At 46.1% G+C, this 19,300-nt stretch carries 12 protein-coding genes; 2 read left to right on the top strand and 10 right to left on the bottom strand.

Translation table 11 applies throughout. The features are described 5' to 3' along the window. Nucleotides 1-13: 13 nt before the first annotated feature. The 6 genes from gspE to STSP1_RS11355 all read right to left on the bottom strand — a co-directional run bounded on the left by gspE (nt 14) and on the right by STSP1_RS11355 (nt 12,465). Entirely contained in the window at nt 14-1,711 is a 1,698-nt protein-coding gene (gspE, locus tag STSP1_RS11380) for a type II secretion system ATPase GspE (protein ID WP_085756446.1), read from the bottom strand. A 260-nt stretch (nt 1,712-1,971) separates the two neighbouring features. Further along, nucleotides 1,972-2,277 carry a nucleotidyltransferase family protein gene (locus STSP1_RS11375; protein WP_085756445.1) on the bottom strand — a complete coding sequence of 102 codons (306 nt, stop codon included), beginning with the start codon at nt 2,275-2,277 and terminating at the stop codon, nt 1,972-1,974. A 44-nt stretch (nt 2,278-2,321) separates the two neighbouring features. Continuing rightward, nucleotides 2,322-5,342 carry a secretin N-terminal domain-containing protein gene (locus STSP1_RS11370; protein ID WP_085756444.1) on the bottom strand — a complete coding sequence of 1,007 codons (3,021 nt, stop codon included), beginning with the start codon at nt 5,340-5,342 and terminating at the stop codon, nt 2,322-2,324. A gap of 124 nt (nt 5,343-5,466) precedes the next feature. After that, a complete protein-coding gene (locus STSP1_RS11365; RefSeq protein WP_161491722.1) occupies nt 5,467-6,468 on the bottom strand; it encodes a DHH family phosphoesterase in 1,002 nt (333 codons plus the stop codon). Nucleotides 6,469-6,576: 108 nt separating this feature from the next. Continuing rightward, nucleotides 6,577-9,990, bottom strand: coding sequence for a glycosyl hydrolase 115 family protein (locus tag STSP1_RS11360; RefSeq protein WP_085756442.1), 3,414 nt, complete (start codon nt 9,988-9,990; stop codon nt 6,577-6,579). Between the two features lie 255 nt (nt 9,991-10,245). Next, nucleotides 10,246-12,465 carry a LamG-like jellyroll fold domain-containing protein gene (locus STSP1_RS11355; RefSeq protein WP_085756441.1) on the bottom strand — a complete coding sequence of 740 codons (2,220 nt, stop codon included), beginning with the start codon at nt 12,463-12,465 and terminating at the stop codon, nt 10,246-10,248. 214 nt (nt 12,466-12,679) lie between these two features. Between STSP1_RS11355 and STSP1_RS11350 the strand changes: the two genes are divergently transcribed. Further along, nucleotides 12,680-13,585 carry an AraC family transcriptional regulator gene (locus tag STSP1_RS11350; protein ID WP_085756440.1) on the top strand — a complete coding sequence of 302 codons (906 nt, stop codon included), beginning with the start codon at nt 12,680-12,682 and terminating at the stop codon, nt 13,583-13,585. Between the two features lie 68 nt (nt 13,586-13,653). Here the strand turns inward: STSP1_RS11350 and STSP1_RS11345 are convergent, their stop codons facing one another. The 4 genes from STSP1_RS11345 to STSP1_RS11330 all read right to left on the bottom strand — a co-directional run bounded on the left by STSP1_RS11345 (nt 13,654) and on the right by STSP1_RS11330 (nt 18,349). Next, nucleotides 13,654-14,886 (bottom strand): LL-diaminopimelate aminotransferase, encoded by a 1,233-nt coding sequence (locus STSP1_RS11345; RefSeq protein WP_085756439.1) that lies wholly within the window; start codon nt 14,884-14,886, stop codon nt 13,654-13,656. A 107-nt stretch (nt 14,887-14,993) separates the two neighbouring features. Then, nucleotides 14,994-16,460 (bottom strand): glycosyltransferase family protein, encoded by a 1,467-nt coding sequence (locus STSP1_RS11340; RefSeq protein WP_085756438.1) that lies wholly within the window; start codon nt 16,458-16,460, stop codon nt 14,994-14,996. Further along, nucleotides 16,453-17,493 (bottom strand): FecCD family ABC transporter permease, encoded by a 1,041-nt coding sequence (locus STSP1_RS11335; RefSeq protein WP_085756437.1) that lies wholly within the window; start codon nt 17,491-17,493, stop codon nt 16,453-16,455. Before STSP1_RS11335 ends, STSP1_RS11340 begins: the two co-directional genes overlap by 8 nt. Next, nucleotides 17,480-18,349 carry a heme/hemin ABC transporter substrate-binding protein gene (locus STSP1_RS11330; RefSeq protein WP_085756436.1) on the bottom strand — a complete coding sequence of 290 codons (870 nt, stop codon included), beginning with the start codon at nt 18,347-18,349 and terminating at the stop codon, nt 17,480-17,482. The genes STSP1_RS11335 and STSP1_RS11330 overlap by 14 nt, the downstream gene beginning before the upstream one ends. A gap of 200 nt (nt 18,350-18,549) precedes the next feature. On the opposite strand from STSP1_RS11330, the gene STSP1_RS11325 reads away from it, so the two are divergent. Beyond that, a complete protein-coding gene (locus STSP1_RS11325) occupies nt 18,550-19,224 on the top strand; it encodes an MBL fold metallo-hydrolase (protein ID WP_085756435.1) in 675 nt (224 codons plus the stop codon). Nucleotides 19,225-19,300: the final 76 nt, after the last annotated feature.

Genomic DNA, 19,300 nt, shown 5'->3' with positions numbered 1-19,300 from the left:
AGATTCTCCGGTATTAAAGCAGGTCTGTTTGTGTTACCCTGAGAACTTCTGATATGGTCGTATCGCCGGCCATCACCTTCATAGCTCCGTCCATACGAAGCGTTTTGAGTCCCTGCTCAACGGCCTTCTTCTTCAGCACCCCTGCAGGCAGATTATCCGATACCATACTGCGGAGCTCCTCGTTTACCACCAGAAGCTCATACAGCCCTATACGGCCGCGGTAGCCGGTGTTGAAGCATTTCTCGCATCCCTCGCCCATATAGAAATGGGTGTCTGTGGATTCACTGAGGCCGAGCTCGCGGAGCTCGTGGGACTTCGGGCGATATTCCACCCTGCAGCTCGGGCAGATTCTCCTTGCAAGCCTCTGGGCCATTATTGCTATAATCGAAGAGCTCACCAGATACGGCTCCACGCCCAAATCGATGAGCCTGCTCATAGAGCTTGCTGAATCGTTTGTATGGAGCGTACTGAAAACAAGGTGTCCTGTGAGCGAAGACTGAATTGCCATTCTTGCAGTCTGCTCATCACGAACCTCACCCACCATAATCACATCAGGATCCTGCCTGAGTATATGGCGAAGGGCGTTTGCGAAAGTCATACCCTTTTTCTCAGACACCTGCATCTGGCTTATGCCCTCGAGCTGATACTCGATTGGATTTTCAACTGTCATAATGTTCTTCTCGGAGGAATTAATCCTCTGAAGAGCTGCATATAGGCTCGTGCTCTTACCGCTTCCCGTGGGGCCGGTAACAAATATTACTCCGTGAGATTTCTTTAGGAGCTGATCGAATGTTTTGAGGTCTTCTCCGATAAAGCCGAGGTCTTCAAGCTGAAGAACACCTTTGGACTTATCGAGAATACGAAGCACGCACCGCTCGCCGTAGGCGGTGGGCACAGTGCTTACACGAAGGTCTATCTCACGCTGGCCGAGACGTACGGCTGTTCGCCCGTCTTGGGGCAGGCGGCGCTCAGCGATATCCATCCCCGCCATAACCTTGATACGCGAGATAATCAAGGGAAGTACGTTGCGGTTGAGGCTGAGGCTGTCGTAGAGTATGCCGTCAATGCGGTATCGGATCTGGATTTTGTTCTCGAACGGATGAATGTGTATATCGCTTGCCCGCATCTGAAGAGCACGGAAGAATATATCATTCACGAGCCTTATCACCGGCGGGCGGTTTACAACATCCAGAAGGTCGTCGGAGCTGGATACCTCGTTTACCAAATTGTCCAGATTCTGAGAATCAAGCTCCTCGGCCACCTCCTCTGCAACACTTGTTTTCTGCTCGTAGGCTTCATCGATCGCTGCTGTTATGTTGGTTTTTGTGGAAATTGCCGGCTCCACTTCCATGCCCGTCATACGGGAGACGTTGTCGTAAACCTCGAAGTTCAGCGGCTGGAAGCTTATCACACGAAGCATTCCTTCCCCGCCGCCCGAATCAGCTACCACATAATGATTCTGAGCATAAACCGCAGGGACATTATCGATGAATTCTGCCGGCACATCCGTTGGGCGTATCTCTTCAACAAAAGGCATATCAAGGGCCTCTGCAAAAAGCTTGAGAACCGATTCCTCTGTGAAGTTATGGCAGCCCAGAACAAGATCATCTATGCGGCGGGGATCGCCGGAATTCTCCCCGAGATAACGCTCAAGGAGCTCACCGTCAACTATTCCCGTTTCTCTAGCTTTGTTTACTAATAATTCTTTCATATTTTTTTCTGTTAGGAATAAGGCAATAGGCACGAGGCACGAGGCAATAGGGAGCTGAATGCTTTGCCCACTTCACTTAGCCGATACTTGCCTTTATTTTTTTGCCAATGTTACTAACATCTTTTCTAATTCATTTGCTGTACTAAATATTTCTTCTTTATCTTCACTCTGAATATAATTCTGCATTTCGGCGATAAACTGATGCAAATTATTCATCAGCCGAAAAATTGACTGCGTCCAAGATATCCTGAATCCTTACTTTAAAATTCCTCGGCATATTCAACCTCACTGTCTATTTTGCAGCGCAGACGCGGCTTAACTGTACCTTCCATTACAAGGTCAACTTTTCTGCCGAATTCTTTTTCAAAATGATGCTTTAAGCCCATATAATTTCGGAATGTCGGTTTGTCAAGCCGAACGAGCAGATCAATATCGCTGTCCTCGCCTGCCTGATTGTGTGCAAACGAGCCGAATAAACCTAAGCTCGAAACCGAAAATTGCTTTTTCAGGTTTTTCGATTCCTCGTTAAGTCTCTCAAATATCTGCTGTTTGGTTAATTTGCTCATCAATATCTTTTACTCTAAAATAGACCTTAAACTGCTAACGGAACCTATTCCATTTCTAACACTTTATCAGGCTCCATTTTTTTGCTTTCAAGGCCGGGGAAATCCTGATATTTGTGGAAATTCTGTTCAGCCTCTTCAAACGATTCACGCTGAAGCTCAGATTGTTCTAAAAGATCATCCAAGCCGGTCTTTGTGCCGCTCGTAGGCCTCAATATGTTGGCTTTAACAAAAACATAGAGTTTGGATTGGTCATCACTGTTACTAACAGTTTTGAAAAGTCCCCCTACTAATGGAATATCTCCCAGTATAGGCACTTTGCTTCCGCCTTTGCCCTGATTGATCGAAATCAAGCCGCCAAGGATAATAGTGCTGCTGTCAGGAACAGTAACTACTGTCTTAACATCGCTTTTTATCTCATCATAAGGGCGCTCACTGGTCGAGCTTGATGTTGAATAATCAAAATCGGTTCGATTCACCTTAATTTCAAGTCTCAAAAGATCGCCCTCGCTGATATGTGGAGTGATTGTGAGATTAACACCTGCGTTATAGGCCTCCCAAGTTTGGGATTCTACAGCAGTGGGATTTTCATCGCCCACATAATCAGTTTGGGTCTGCGGCTTGTAGGTAGTCGTAGTAGTTTCAATCGTACCTTCCTGATTATCGTTTACAAGCAGTTTGGGCTTTGCCATAATACGGCCGTAATTCTTTTTCTTCATTACGGTAAGGAGAGATTGGATATCAGAATCTGAATAGAACCCTTTAAATTTATCGTTTTCTGTATCCCATCTTCCTTCAAGGAAATTGCCCAAAGCAACATTCCCTGCGTTTATAGGGGCAGATATTGCTCCGCTCGTATCGTCAAGCCCATTCTTGCTTGTAGCAACATCAAGATCGTATTCAAATTCATCCTTCTGGCTCACCTCCACAAGTGTAACATCAATCAGCACCTGCGGGCGTTTTTTGTCGAGCTCAGTGATAAGCTTTTCGATCCAGTCCTGATCCTTTTTGTTTGCATAAACGATAATAGAGTTCGTACCTTCATCGCCTGTGATTGTAACCTCGGTATTGCCGGCTCCCTTGGAGCTGAGCGAAGTTTTCTGGATTTTACCCCTTGAAGATGAACTGCCGCCGGCAGAGCTCTGGCCGGAAAGGCCGGCCTTTTCCGCCTTATCCTTTGCAATCCTCTCCACCACTTCCACGAGCGTTTCCTCGATATCCTGCACAGACTGATTCTCAAGCGGATACACCTTCACCGGCGCCGCATCTTCCTCCGGCTCCACATCAATATATCCTATAATCGAATGTATCTTTTCGTGCTGCTCGTCTGTAGCATTAACCAGCAGAGAATTGCTTGTTTCCAGCAGAACCACCTGCGGCTCGTCCTCCAGCACCTCCTTGGCATCTTCTATCACTGCGTTTGAAGGGCTGTTGGATTTCTGCTGCGTGCTGCCCCTGGGTCTTCTCGCCGTGGCAAGCCTGCTTGCTGAAGACTGCTCGCCAGCAACAATTCCGAGCTGCTCAAGGGCATCAATCACTACCTCCGCTCCTACGAACTCAATATCATACTGCTGTATTTTGCGAAGGTCCTGCTTTGGAACATCAAAGGCCTCAATAAGCCCTTCTACTTCTTTAATTTCCTCTTCTGTGCCGATCATAAGAATGCGGTTTGTCCTGTCATCAACGTCGAGATAAACGCCTTCAGTTTTTCCCTGCCCCACTGTGGACGATGAGCTTCCGTTTTTCTTATTGGGAATTATTCTTCCTTTTGAATCACGCCTTACAGGCTGCCGCTGCGAGGAAGAAGAGGAGGAGACAGTTACATCAACTGTTCCGAGGTTTTGAGCAAGCGCTTCAACCTTATCCACCAGAGATGATGCGAGCGTGTATTCGAGCCTACGGTATTCAAAAACTCGCTTCTCACCTGCAACATCCACAAGAGAAAGCATCTTCTGGATTCGAGGCATTCGGTATGAATAGCCGGTAACGATTAAGCTCCTAGTTTCAGGCAGATCAACAATGCTTATCCCCAGCTTCATACTCATCAGCATCTTCTTTGCCGAATCGGTGTTTATGTGGTCGAGCTTGAAAACTCTTGTAATTATAACATCACCGGGCTTTACGTCTTGATCGCCTTCCACTATTGCAGGGTCGAGCTCTGATGCCTCGTTCTTGGTTACAATAGTTACCAGATTCCCGCGGCGTGTCATTATAAATCCGCGGAACTTCAAAACAGACTCAAGCAGGCCGTACAGGTCTTTCACCTTGATCTTGCCGTTGTGAACCTTGAGCATCACCTCGCCGCGCACTTTGTTTTGGTCGTAGATGTAGTTTAGCCCGAGCTGCTTTCCAACAAGCTCTATAAGAGATGTAATTTCCACCTTTTCAGGGAGCTTAACGCTCAAATTAAGCTTCTTATTGGCATCTCCTATTTCCGGTACGTCAAAATCGCCTTCAGCCGCTTCTTTTGCGGCCGGAAGTTCTGCTGCCTGAACAGTATCGCCCTGCTTTATCGGCTTGAGTGTCTGGCCGTCTTGTCTGGCTGTATTTTTTGTCTGAGTTTGTTTTGATGGCTGAGGCTGGTTTTTCTGCTCAAATTTCTCAGGATATTTCTCTTTCGCTTCTTCCCGCTGCTGTCTGGCTTTTTTGAGAAATTCCATAGCCTTTTCCATGGCCTGTCTGTTTCTCTCCATCGCCTCCTGCTGTTCGGGAGTTAGCTCCTGCTGGGAGGCCTGTGCGTTCTGCCCCTGCTGGTCAGAACCATTCTGCTCAGTCTGCTGGGTCTGTGCGGCCTGCTGGTCAGAGCCTTGCTGCCCCGCTGCCTTATTTTGTATCGCCCTTGCACCGGCCTTCTGCGAAGACCTTTCCTGCCTTGCCCGCATCATGGCTTCGTCGAAAGTTTCTCCTTCCTGCAGCTCGATATCGAGCCTCTCAAGAATACTCTTCTGACGCTCCGAAACTTCCTCATTCTGCTGCGCAAAAAGCAGATGCTGAGACATTACCAGCAATGCTGCAAGGAAAGCTATAGACCAAAATTTGGCTTTCAATGACCTGTATTTTTTTACCATTAATCACTCCAGATAGCTATAATAGCACGTTTTACAAAATTTATACTTAGGGTTTGACAAATCGAATTTATAAAAGTTCCCTATTAGAAGTGTAATTTGGGAATTTTTCGTTTTAGCGGGTGAATCAACTTGTTTGAATCTCTATCTTTTCGAGAATCTGCCTCTCTGCCTCTTCAAAGCCGCAAAAGAAAGAAACCCCTGCTGCAAGGTCGTGGCCGCCTCCGCCCAGAGCCTCTGCCACTTCCCTGACAATTACATCGCCTTTGCTTCTCATAGAGCATTTTATCTCATTAGGGCTTCTTTCAATCAGGAGAAATGTAGTTTGAATGCCTTCAAGGGCTTGGAGCTTGTTTATCAGCCCTTCGGTATCGCTTTCAACAGCTCCGCTTTCCCTGAAATCCTGCTGAGTAATCCTGCCGGATACCACGGCACCGCCGTGCAGCTTGAGCGAATCGAGCATACGGGATGTAAGCCGCATCTTTGCAAGCGATTCCCGCTCGTAGATAACGCTGAAAAGCTCTTCCGTATCAACTCCCGCTGCGAGCAGCTCACCAGCGGCCTTATAAGCAGATTGGAGGTTTTTGCCGTATCTGAACCAGCCTGTGTCTGTGGCCATTGCTGCGAAAAGAGAGAGGGCAAACTGCTTATCCGCCTTATAGCCGAGAAACTTTGCAAACCTGAATACTATCTCACCCGCAGCGGGAGAACTCGAATCAACTACTTTCACATCGCCGAAACTGTCGTCGCCAAGGTGATGATCAAACACTATCGAGGGGATCCTGCCGTCTGAAAGCTCCTCTATACCGGGTGCCCTGTCCGGATGGAGGGCATCAGTAAGTATGATAAGATCAGCGTCTTTCCAAGGGAGCTTTTTCCAAAGCTCATTATCAACGCTCGAATTGATTACAGTTGGCCGGTGTTCGCCGAAAAGCATATTTATCCACTCAGGAAAATCATCCACGAGGAGCGGAAAAACCTGCTTGCCCATATCCGCTATAATCTTTGACAACGCGCTCACGCTCCCGCAGGCATCGCCGTCGGGTCTTTGGTGAGCAGTTATTATCACCTTTTCTGATTTTTCAATCAGCTCTTTGGCTTCGGAAAATTGTTTTGTAAGATCTTTCAAATTTTGCCCTCTCATTAATTCCCCGAAGAATATATTAAAATACTGCTGAAATTACAAATATTTTTAGCAATTCCAGCAGTAAAAAGGGCAATGTTTTCAGAAAAACTGTTACATTATTTCAACTCGCCCATCTTCAAGCCAAGATTCGGCAAATTGAAGGAAATTAAACATCTCAGATGCAATGCTGAACTCCTCCGCCTCAGTCTGTTCAGCGCCGAGATAAGAAGGCGTTAATCCGCCAAAATCAATTTCTATCTTATCGATATTTATCGATGGGTCTGTGCCCCAAATCCTGAGTTTGTGAAGGCCTGGATCGATATCTAAAATCTCAGAGGCCTTTATCGCCCCTGAAGCCACATTCTCCTGCCAGAGCATAGAGCCGTCTTTGCCCATCTCAAATTCCACCCAGAAGGGTTTCTTATCATCAATTGAAACTGCGCAGCGAAGCTCTTTGCCTTTTTCGAGGGAGAAAGAAGGCACAGCATAAACATTTATTAAAGCTGCCCCGCCAGAGGAAACTTTTATATCGTATTCCAGATACGGGCTTGATTTGCGAACATTGCCAACATTCTCTACATACCATCCAGTAAGCGGCTCAAGTACCATACTTGCGCCGGTTCTGCCGAGCCCTTCAAGAACTTCCCAGCTTCTTGAACCACGAGGACGTTTGGCGGAGTAGTTTTCAGCATTAAAAGCAATAAAACCACTGTCTTCTACAAAAGAATTTTCCACAACCGCTGAATCTTTATTGAACGCCGAAATGTTTACAGTATAAGCCTTTACTGCTGAGGTAATTTCTATGCTCCCCCGTAAATCTTCGTTTTTCGGCGCTTTCCCATAATCAATGCTCACCCATATCCGCTGGTCTTTCTTAGAGACAGTACCAGATGATTTGCTGAGATTTATCCATGAACTGCTTGCTGAAGCCTGCCATGATACCGGATTCTGGCCTTTGTTAAATATATCAATAAAATGTTGTTTATCGGTGCAGAAATTAAATTCGGGGAGGTAATTAAACGACGGCGGGAAAAGCATCACTCTTCTAAGCTTGGCTCCGTCTTCTCTTGCGTAGAAGCTTAGGGTGTGCTGCCCTTCGGCCAATTCAAAATCTGTTATGCGGTATTTGCCGCTGCCTACATTATCATTCCAAAGGATATGAGGCTTATCAGCCATTTTTATAAACCACGAATCGCCGTTATCGTTGGGATGTTCAACAACTGCACACAGCTCATAAATTCCGTCTGAACCAGCAGGGATTTCAAATGAGAAATCTGCCCTGTTCTCAGTTGGGAAACTAAGATCCCTGCCCCTGCCTTCTGGAACGGATATATAACTGCCGGCAGAATCTGAGCCTATTTCAATATCTTCGCCGAAAAGCTCCGCATCCGAGCAGCCAAAGCTGAGAATAGAGGGAACATTTTCGGGATAATCTGACTCGGAATCGAGCTGGGTGCTTGAACCTTCAATCGCAACCCCTATCCCGCCATCCTGAGGCAGATCAGCGGATGCCGTATGCGGGGAGAAGAAAACCTTTGAACCGCCTTGCCAGCCCGGATGCCAACTTGTTACATTATTCCACTTTCCACCTGCGATTTCCTCGTTGTAAATCCTCGTATATTCTTTAATTCTCTCAAATGCAGATTCCGCCTCAGCGGCATAATAATCAGCGCTCGCCCTTCCCTGACTCGCATACTCCCTGCTCTTGTATGAATAAAGCAGTTTCTCGTTCATACTTGCCGCTGCTGCCGCAGGATAATGAACAAGCTGGAAGAATGCATCTTTTGCTGCTTCAGGCAGATTATCGTAAAGCTGCTGAGAATCCTGTCTGAGGGCTTTATAGTTTTCAATTCTCTGAGCTGCCCGGTCTGAATGGGCGAAAAGTGTAAAAGCAGGATCTTCCGGTTCGTTCATCCCCCACCAGTGATTGGCAAAGCCCATCAGCTCAGGCTTTCTCTGATTAGCCAAAACTGTATAACGCCTCATAATATCAGCGATCTGATCGGCATATTCCTGCCCAATATCTCGTGCTGCAACTTCATCGAAATAATCAGATACATTATCCCTATTCCATTTATCGATATCCCAGGCAGTTTGAAGGAAGAATTCCATCTGCCATTCTCGTCTCTTCAAATCGCCCACATTCACAATCCACACATCACGCATATTCATCTGCCACGCACGGTTCATCTCCCGCCATACAAGTGAGGGGCTTGTGGAACAGAGCCAGATATATGGATGCGGAACACCGAGGTAAGACAAGTGGTAATAAACGCCTCCGCCGCCGCTTCTCTGCTGTTCTGCGCTGTCTGAGAATCGTTTTATATATCCAAAATTATCCTCCGCCCACATAATGGTTATATCTTCAGGCAAATCGAGGCCGGCATCATAATAGTCCAGCACTTCTTTATAGGGCACGAAGACCTGCGGTATCTCATTTACCGGCTTGTCAATATGGCGGCTTAATATTTCCCGCTCATCATCTATAACCTGCTCAAGAATCCTCGCACCATCCTCAGGGGAATCGGCCCCGCTCATACCCGAATCATGCATACCTCTAATTCCTACAGTATAAATATTTTCGTTTGAGGAAGCCGTTTGAACACGCTGGTCTAAAACCTCTTTTATCCTCTCGCTGTTTTGGGTGTAATCCCAAGGGCCGTCAACTGATGTATCCCACTCGGCAAAGTTATTGTAGAGAAGAGGCTCGCAGTGACTCGACCCAATAACTATGCCGTACTTGTCTGCAACTGCCTTATTCTCCATATTCTGATAAAAAGGCACTGAACAATCGTGCATAGCCGGCCAGATATGGTTGGCCTTTAGCCTGAGCAGAAGTTCAAAAACTTTAGAATATGTTTTTGGGCCGATATGGCCGTATTCAGGCTCAAAAGTATTTGCTGCCCAAGTGTGCAGTCCCCAGCCTTCATCATTAATAAATATTCCTCTGTATTTAACGTCGGGTTTGTCTGTCTTGTAAAAAATATCGCTGAGCTGAAACTCGTTTCTCTGCTCTGCAGGCACATCCGCCCACCAAATCCAAGGAGATACCCCCATCATCTGCGAAAGCTCAAACACTCCGAAAGCCGTGCCCCTCGGATCGCTGCCCGCTATAACCAGAGCTTTAGAAACCCCTTCGAACGGTTCTTGGACAACAGTAAGCACGAAACTCTCCCACTGCTGCTGGTCGATAGCGGAGGAATCGAATTTTTCCTCGCTTATAAGCTGATCAATAAAGCTGCTTTTACCAGCAGAGCCGATCAGCACAACATTTTCAGCCATTTCAGGCATTGAGGAGCGGATATCGACCTCTCTTCCGCTAACCGCCTTTAAATCTTTGATAAAACACTCTCCGGCAGTATGAACCACCTTTGAATCTTCTGAATCAACAATTATTTCAGCAGTGTCAGAATCGCTGAAAAGCGTGAAATTGCCTTCAGGGGGTATTTGCAGTGAATCGCTGGGGAAACCTGATGAGACAAACAAAAGCATAATCGAAAGAAAAGAAGCTGTATTATTAAGCATAGTAAACCTTATTTGAGTATCAGAAAGAATATTTTAATTGCGATTAGAATATAATTTATCGAAAACTTCTGATCAGCCGCGACCGAATGTATTGTAGTACGTTATTTAATAATAGCAGGTTTTCTCAGGCATAAAAAAACTATATACACCAAGAGTATTTCAGCTGACCTTTAATGAAAGATATATATTACGTTATAAAAGCCGGACAGCTTACAAAACTGCCCGGCATAAGAACATTAAAAAAAAGGTTTTAGATTACATTTCCGGGACGTATCTGTTATCTAACAGCCACTCTGAAGCGAATTCTGCGAAGTCATAGAGATTGACAACACAATCTGGAGTTCCTTCTGGGCCAGCAATGTCAAACTCTGGGTAACCGTAGATACATTGTCTCACGCCGGTTTCATCGTAATATAGAGCTGCGATTTCCTCATTAGTAAGCGGATAGTTGAATATTCGCATATCATCAATCTGTCCTGAGAATCTATCGCTTACACTTCCCCTTAGATTTCTTCCGAAAAGCGTAACCGGCTGTTCCCATTCTGAGAAGTTAGCAAGCTCAGATCCATTGTCAACTTCCTCTCTTAAAATACCATCTACATAAAGCTTTGCTGCATAACCGTCGAAGCAAGCTGTAAGAAGGTGCCACTCTCCTTCAGGGATATATTCAGAGGAGACAGTGGCCTGTATATAGTCTGTTGAGCTGTTGTTCCCATTCTGCCTTATGAGAAGACGCAAGTCTGCTCCGCTCAAAAAGCCAAACTGAATTGCTGTATTCGGCCCTTCGTTGAAATTGCCGATGAAATACTGCTCCGAATCATCTAATCGTTTAATCCAGGCGGTTATAGTGAAATTCTCGAGGCCGTTTCCGAAGCCGGCTTTTGGATATGCATCCTCGGGCAGTTCAGCATAAGTTGTGCCGTTAGGGTCTGCTGCATACTGCTGAGCGTCTGATTCAGCAAAACCGGCGGTATATGCGAGGGGATCGCTGACTAAGCTCCCGTCATTCAGGCCTAAAGTGTCTTCAACATTCTGCTCAAACTGATAACCTGCAAGCATTCTCTTTATTGAAAGCTTTGCTGTCTCAGATGTTGAGCTTCCGCCGCTGTTTGTAACAACGGCATAGTAAGAGCCCTCATCTGCCTGATCTGCATTAGCGATTTCAAGCGTTGTTGATGTGTTGTCGGTTAGAATTGTAACATCAGGATCGGCATCGCTTATAAGCATATCAGGTTCTCCTGCCCTGTACCACTCTACAGAAGTTAGCTCGCTGATTGTCGTAATGCCAACCTGAATAGACGCAGTTTCAGAGGGGAAAACCTTCTTATTATCAGGCCCTTGCAGCACTGGCACAGATTTGAGAGTTTCAAAGCTCCAAACCTCGCTCATCGGGTTGTTCGGGTCTCCGTCCGGATAGACGCCGCCCTGTCCGTCTGCCATCACTTCCTCTACAGCCCAATAGTATTTACTGTCCATAGATAAAGACGGAGAATAAACTCCATCGGCAGCAGGATCTGTATAATCAGTAATATCAACAGAGCCAACAAGGCTGAGCTCGCTGTCTTGCGGGTCTCCACTGCTCATCCATACGTTATGCTTTTCAATATCTGGGTTTACCGCAGTCATATCTGATGGGTTTAACCCAGCGTTCCAAGTGAGGCTCGCATCAAGAGCCACATTAATCTCGTCGTCGGGGCTTCCGTCGAAGGCTGCGTTCTTGAAAACACCGTCGATTACAGGATATTTATTTGCAAGGTAAACACCGATCTTGTCATACTCCTGCTCGCTTAAAACTCGATCGTAAACTATTACCTCTGCTACATTCCCATTAAAGAAACCACTCGTTCCGCGTATAGCTCCAATATTCAGTCCTGCCGGATTGGAGGTCGAAGAGTTGGATGATGTTCCGAGATACTCCCCGTCGGTGTAGAAATCAACACCTGAATCTACTGCGAAAACGTGCGGCTGTGAATCTGCATCAGGTGCCCATCCAGGCCTGTCCCCTGAATTACCAACACGGACATTCAAGATACGTGCATCTTGATCCGACCAGAGAAATGAAAGACAAATACGCAAACGGGAATCACTTACACTGTCATCCCAACCTGCAAGCATATACTGATCAGTATCTTCAAGATTTACGAACTGCCCTACAACTATAACAGTAAGGCTGTCAACCGTTACGCTTGAAGCTGCATCAGTTAACCACATAACATCATCGCTGCCGTCGAAATACAGAGCAGGCTGCGCTCCAAATACACTGTCTTGCAATACAGGCTGCCTTGAAGCTTCCAACTGTGTTCCGTGGTTTCCGTTGCCGGACAAGTCCGGCCAAACTCCTACAGGGTTACCCGACGATACTTCGGGTATCTCGTCGGCGGAAAGATGCATCACAAGCCCGTTGCTTACAGGCATTGAGGCCAGAGCAAATCCGCATAATCCAGCAATAGCCATTAACATAAACAATTTTTTCATAGTAAAACTCCCTTAAAAATAATAATATTTACCGCCTGCCTTTTTAAGGCAAAACTTTAGTCTAAATCATAAACACACAAAAAACATAAAATCTTCAGCGAGCTGATGGATAAGCCAAAGCTTGACAATGAATCTTGCGTATCTAACTTATATTAATTCAAATTGACAATTATTAAATGTACTATCCCAACTTTTTATTGTATGATAGTGACATATGAAGAATTTCGTAAACACCGCTAACACTGTGAAAAGATCGCAGGTTTTATCATTATTTCACAACGAAAACCAGTACAGGCCGCTGTTTCTGCACGGAGCGATTCATCAGGACAGGCCGGTAGGCCCGAAGAGAACTTTCAGTGAACATTCACATCCGTTTTACCATATAGTGCTGTACACCGACGGGCACGGTGAATACCTCAAAGAAGGACTTTTTCACAAGGCTCGCCCGGGAACATGCGTTCTGCTCTCTCCCGGCCAGAAACACGACTTTGTTTCTCACTGGCAAAAAACGGTTTACTCTGAGATAACATTTGCCTTCAAATCTGAAAATGGCCTGCTTCTGGAGCTTCCTTTTGAAAAGCTAATTTTTTTGCTTACCGGGGTTGAAGCCGCATTCGATACTGACCTAATATTCTCTAATGAACAGACAAACACACTGAACAATATGTTTTCTGATTTGATAGAATACCTGAACAGCTCAAGCATTATATCACAATATCAGGCCAATTTTGGTTTGCTTGGAATTTTCAATTTCATCGTAAAACACCATATTCTAACAGCAGTGGATTCAAGCTCTATCTCTCCAATGGATAAGGTGAAAGCGTATATTGAGGAAAATTACACAAACCAAATACCTATTGAAAAACTCACATCTATGGTGCACCTGTCAAAGGGATATTTCTTCAGAGCTTTCAAGAAAAAGTTTGGAGTGTCTCCAATAACTTACCAGCAAATCATCCGGATAAATGCATCAAAAACGCTTCTTAAAACCACCTCCCTTAGATGCAATGAAATCGCTGACCGCGTGGGCTTTTCCGATGTTTATTTCTTCCACAGGACTTTCAAAAAACATACGGGTAAAACACCTTCCAGCTATCGGGCAGGAAAAGAAAACCTGTAGCAAAAAAAATACTCCGCCGGCATTAACAGACAGCGGAGCATTAATCAACTTTATTAAGCTGCAAATTTTCAGCTTATCTTTGCGATTCGATCCATCGCCTCTTTAACAGTATCAAGCTCGTTGAACGCGCTCAATCTGAAGTATCCCTCGCCTGCTGCGCCGAAGCCGGCACCGGGCGTACCCACTAAATGCGCCTTTTCGAGAAGGAGGTCGAAGAATTCCCACGAGCTCATTCCGTCTTTTGTGGAGAGCCATACGTACGGGGCGTTTTCGCCGCCGTAAACGCTGTAGCCAAGGCTGCTGAGAGCATCCCTGATTACCGAAGCGTTGTTCATATAATACTGAATCACTTCCTTGATCTGCTTCTGCCCTTCCGGCGAATATGCAGCTTCAGCGCCTTTCTGCGTAACGTATGAAACGCCGTTGAACTTCGTGCAGTGTCTTCTGTTCCAGATTGGATTAACCTCTACCGCCTCGCCGCTGGACTTTTTGTATGCCTTGAGCTTGTGCGGAACAACAGTAAACGCGCAGCGAACGCCGGTAAAACCGGCTGACTTCGAGAAGCTCCTGAACTCAATCGCCACTTCATCCGCACCTTCAATTTCGTATATCGAATGCGGGATTGAATCATCCTGTATGAACGCCTCATATGCGGCATCGTAAAGAATGAGTGCTTTGTTTTCTTTTGCAAAATCGACCCACTTCTTTAGCGTAGCCTTTTCTGCAACGCTGCCTGTGGGATTGTTCGGGTAGCAGAGGTATATCATATCCACCTGCTCCGAGGGAAGCTCTGGTGCGAAGCCGTTCTCCGCTGTGCAAGGCATATAAACGATGCCTTCATACTTTCCGTCTTTGGAAGCCTGACCTGTTCTGCCTGCCATCACATTAGTATCAACATACACCGGATAAACAGGGTCCTGCACGGCTACCACATTATCAATCCCGAAGATTTCCTGCAGGTTTCCGGTGTCGCATTTGGAGCCGTCGCTGATGAATATCTCGCTCTTATCCAGCGATACGCCTCGAGGCTTGTAGTCGCATTCAAGGATTTTTTCAACGAGAAAACCGTATCCCTGTTCCGGACCGTATCCGTGAAAGCCCTGGGCAGTTCCCATATCGTCCACCGCACTTTTCATCGCTTTTACGATTGCCGGCACGAGCGGCTTGGTTACATCACCGATACCAAGTTTTATTACATCGGCCTGCGGGTTCTGGTCTTTGAACGTATTAACTCTGCGGGCGATTTCCGGAAAGAGATAACCCGCCTGGAGCTTGAGAAAATTTTCATTAATCTTAATCATAATAATCCTTCGCTATTTGTGTTAGTGGAGGTTAAAAAGAAAACTCAAGACAGAACAGTCTAATAATTCGGGCTGAATAGTCAAATTATGCCTTGCAGTCAAGAGAACTATTTCAGCTCGTAGAGCCTCGGGAAGCTGCGAATCTTTTGCCACTCCCGATGCTCAGGAGAAGACTTTATTTGAGTTACTGAGAAATACGCTTCCTCCCTGTCGAATTTCTCAGGCGCCCCGTGGATTACAGTTATATCTTTCCCGCTTCTTTCCCGAGCAAAAAACAGAGCATATCTTGAAGAGTTATCCGCAATGAGAACGCTGCCCTGCGGAACGAGCTCCACAACCGCCTCTGACCATAGCTGAGCAGATCTTTCATTATTTTTCCAAGGCTTTATCCAGTATCTGGCCTCGTTTCTTCTATCGATCGTCCGCTCTCTTTTTGCAAGTTCATGCCTTTGAGCGAAACTGCAAACTCCGGAAAATACCAGCGGCTGAAGCACAGCGAAAGCGAGAAGGAGATAGCAAAGTCTATCCTGAATCTTTCGAGGAACTTTGAAAAATTCGAATGCATTTGCCGAACACAGACCAATCAGAACAAGCGAGGGAAGAATAAACATAAACTGATCAGGGACTGAGTACCTAATATAGAACAGAAAATGAACAGTGGTAAGAAAGACAAGCGTTTTTCTGAGCAAGCCTGCTCTGCGGAAATTTTTTAATAAAGCAACAATTCCAGCTAACGCAAAAATCGCAAGCAGATTGGCAAAGTTGAGAGAAGAGAAAAATGCGTTCGGCAGGGCAAATTTTGTAACACCAGCCACATTAAACACCTCATCTCCGTAACCGCCCACTAAGATATCCATTACCAGCTCTCCAAAGCCCATAGGCTCCCCGCTAAGCTTGAATGCAGAAGCGGCAATCAAAGGCGAGAGCCCCGCAGCCCAGAAAAGCCCTGCAGAAAATATGTGCCTGAAATTGGTTTGCCTCTTTGACAGCATATATATCACAACACCCGCATACACTGGAATTGATAGCAGGGCAAGGTTGTGCACGGAGATCCCGAGCCCGTTAAAAAGGGCAAGCCAATACAAATTTGAAGGCCTGCCGGTCTTGATGTATCTGAAAAGAAACAGCAGCTCGAAAGTGAATATCGCAAGATGGGTTGTGTATGTTTCGGTTATTGTTGAGAGCCACCAAAGCGTATGGGAAAGGCCGAGGCAAAATGTAAGGCCGAGGATCAAAAAGCTTTTTTTAGTGAAAAATCTTGAAAGCATTGAAAAATTTGCCACTGCAACAGCCCCCATAACTGCGCTGAATATATTAAGGCTCATCGGGAAAGGTAAAGGCAGTTTGGAAATTCCGTATCCAATCGTCATATAGAGCGGGTGGCTGCGGCAGAGCCCGTATTCCTGCGAAACTATCTGCCCGTTCCAGCTTCGCCACTGATATTCGCCGTTATCCTGCCAGCTTACGCCTCTCTGGGCAGTGAAACCGTAAAGCAGAGCAAAAAACACAAACACATACAACCACTGATTCTTCAAACTCTCATCCTGAACGTCTCGCTGCATTGGATCATCCATAAATTTTCCTCGTTTTTGAAGATTTCAAGAGAAGATACACAAAAACCGGGGCTCCCGCGAAGGCGGTTATAATCCCTGCCGGAAGCTGCTGGGGAGCTATAACGGTTCTTGCAAGCGTATCGGAGACCACCAGAAAACTTGCCCCGCAAAGAGCACTGAGCGGGAGGAGCTGGCGGTGGTCAGGGCCGAATATCAGCCGCACTGTATGCGGAACAATAAGCCCTGCAAAGCCTACAAGTCCGCTGAGGCTTACGGCAGCGGCTGTTACGAACGCAGCACAGGCAAAGCAGATGCCCCGCAGGCCGGCAGTGTTTATCCCCAGAGCCTTCGCATCAGTTTCGCCGAATGTGATTACGTTCAGCTTCGGGGCAAATCCCTGCAACACAGCTGCCGAGAGAATAAGCGGAATAAGTCCCGCAGAAAGGTTCCCCGGACGAACATCCCGCACATTGCCCATCAGCCAGAGCAGAGTGGCATGGAGATCTTCGCTTTTAACTGCGGTAATCATAAACATTATAACAGCCGAGAAAAACGAATTCACTACAACACCGGCAAGAAGGAGACCTGTCATATTGTTTTTGCCCGTACGTTTGCCTATCGTCCAAACTATCCATATCGTTATAAGAGCAAAGGCGAAGGCCATTATCCCCTTTCCGCTAATTCCAGCCCACGTAAACGTAAAGCCAGTTATAGCTGCGGTTACCGCTCCGAGCCCAGCACCGCTGGATATCCCGAGGATGTATGGGTCTGCGAGGGGATTCTTGAGAAGTGCCTGAAACACAACCCCAGCTATAGATAAAGACGCCCCCACAATCGCCGCAAGAAGACAGCGAGGGAGTCTTATTTCGAAAAGTATGAGCCAGTCAACATTTTCGGAAGTTTCTCCGGAAACTATGCCGCCAATAATATTTGCTGCGCTGAGGTTTTTAGAGCCGATAAGGCTGCATAAAAGGATCAATCCTGCAAGAAGAGCAGAAAAGATTATAATCCTCAGTAGGAGCTTCTTTTTTGAAAGGTGTTCAATCTCCAGCAAACTTTTTTCCCTTTTCGCTTTGCTTTACAATACTGCGCAGCAGTTTTGCGGCTTTGGTAATTCTCGGGCCGAGCCTTGAAACCACATCCGCATTAACCTGATAAACATTGCCCTCTTCAGCAGCATTTGTTTTCCACCTGCTGTAATAATTCTGTTTCTCCAGTTTCTTAATCCCATCGGTTTTTGCATCAGATTCGATAATTATATCCGGATTCATCACTACCAGCGATTCTGCATTATATTTCGGATACCCGCTTTGCTCGGCAGCGTTTTCTGCGCCGGCTATTTCCAGCAGACTGTCGATATATGTACCTTTACCAGCTGCCATAATCGGCTCACGCTGAACTACAACAAGCACCTTAGGGGCAGCCCCGCCGGAGCTTAGGCTTCTAATTTCGGAAAGTTTTTTTCTTATTTGAGCCTTGAGCGCCGATCCTCTCTGCTGCACGCCGCAAATGCGGGAAATCTTATCAATTGCCGAATAGATATCGTCAATATTTTTCGTTTCCACAATCACAGTTTCCGCACCTATGCCCTCAAGCCTGCTGCCGATACGCCTGTGAATTTCGGTGTTTGAGATGAATACAGTATCAGGCGAAAGTGAGATCACAGTTTCAATATCGGGTTCCATTATCGAACCAACACTCTGTTTTTCTCTGCACTGGGCAGGGTAGTCGCAGTATGAGGTTACCCCTGCCACCTTCTCGCCGAGACCGAGTGCAAACAGGAGCTCGGTAATATTGGGCGATAATGACACTAACCTTTCCTGAGTACCGCCCTTCTCCGGCGAGCTCCCGCACGAGGATAGAGAGATAAAAGAAGCGAGCAAAACTGTAATTAAAAATAATTTCTTCATAAATCCCTTTAATACAAAACTCTGCACTGATTAGCCCATGATTATATTGCATTTGCACTTGAAAGCAATTTGAGAAAAGGCTATAATTGAAGTTTAATATATTATAGAATTGTGAAAATGAACAAATTTATCTAAGGGCTGTAAAAAATATTAAATTATGTTATCATTACCCGCCTCAAAATAAAGAAAGAGGTGAAATTATGAATATAAAGACAATACAGCAGGGAAGCTACCAAACAAACAGCTATGTGGTTACAAGCAGGGACTACCCGGGCAAATGCGCGGTTATTGATACCGGCCTTGAGAACCATAATCTTCTGGCCTATCTGAGCCTGAACAACCTCTCACCGGCGATGCTTATCCTCACCCACGGGCACTTAGACCATATCCTTGGCATACCTGCCCTGAAGAAGGATTATCCCGATATGAAGGTTTGCATACACAGGGATGATGAGCAGATGCTGAAAGACCCTCAGCTCAATATGAGCGGGGTGAGCGCTGTTTACGATGATTTCACCTTCGAATCAGTTGACAGAGTCGTAGATGAGGGCGATATAATCGAAGTAATCGGGCTGTCGTTCAAGGTTATACACGTTCCCGGACATACCAAAGGGGGGATGTGCTTGGAGGCTCTCGATAAGGGCGTGGTTTTCACTGGAGACTGCATTTTCGCAGGGTCTATCGGGAGAACAGACCTGCCCGGCTGCGTAAACGGAGACTGCATGAAACAGCTGATTAACGGCCTGCTGGAAAAGGTGTTAGTGCTGGATGAAAACACAAAACTCCTGCCAGGACACGGGCCTTCAACTACAGTGGGACTCGAAAAAAAGCATAATCCATTCTTCAGCCAAGGCAGCTTTACTCTCGCAGACTAAACTCGGGAAATAACTGAAACCATATTCATGGCGAATATAAATTGAGCGATTACGCAAATTTCGCTATTTTTTTTCA

The sequence above is a fragment of the Sedimentisphaera salicampi genome (assembly GCF_002117005.1).
GTDB classification, from domain to species: Bacteria; Planctomycetota; Phycisphaerae; order Sedimentisphaerales; family Sedimentisphaeraceae; genus Sedimentisphaera; species Sedimentisphaera salicampi.
The sequence above is the reverse complement of the archived record's forward strand: the minus strand, read 5'-3'. Positions and strand labels throughout refer to the sequence as shown.

Excerpts from the sequence above, each read along its gene's own strand:
- gspE (WP_085756446.1), bottom strand. The coding sequence starts at position 1,711 with ATGAAAGAATTATTAGTAAACAAAGCTAGAGAAACGGGAATAGTTGAC.
- STSP1_RS11375 (WP_085756445.1), bottom strand. The coding sequence starts at position 2,277 with ATGAGCAAATTAACCAAACAGCAGATATTTGAGAGACTTAACGAGGAA.
- STSP1_RS11370 (WP_085756444.1), bottom strand. The coding sequence starts at position 5,342 with ATGGTAAAAAAATACAGGTCATTGAAAGCCAAATTTTGGTCTATAGCT.
- STSP1_RS11360 (WP_085756442.1), bottom strand. The coding sequence starts at position 9,990 with ATGCTTAATAATACAGCTTCTTTTCTTTCGATTATGCTTTTGTTTGTC.
- STSP1_RS11355 (WP_085756441.1), bottom strand. The coding sequence starts at position 12,465 with ATGAAAAAATTGTTTATGTTAATGGCTATTGCTGGATTATGCGGATTT.
- STSP1_RS11350 (WP_085756440.1), top strand. The coding sequence starts at position 12,680 with ATGAAGAATTTCGTAAACACCGCTAACACTGTGAAAAGATCGCAGGTT.
- STSP1_RS11345 (WP_085756439.1), bottom strand. The coding sequence starts at position 14,886 with ATGATTAAGATTAATGAAAATTTTCTCAAGCTCCAGGCGGGTTATCTC.
- STSP1_RS11340 (WP_085756438.1), bottom strand. The coding sequence starts at position 16,460 with ATGGATGATCCAATGCAGCGAGACGTTCAGGATGAGAGTTTGAAGAAT.
- STSP1_RS11330 (WP_085756436.1), bottom strand. The coding sequence starts at position 18,349 with ATGAAGAAATTATTTTTAATTACAGTTTTGCTCGCTTCTTTTATCTCT.
- STSP1_RS11325 (WP_085756435.1), top strand. The coding sequence starts at position 18,550 with ATGAATATAAAGACAATACAGCAGGGAAGCTACCAAACAAACAGCTAT.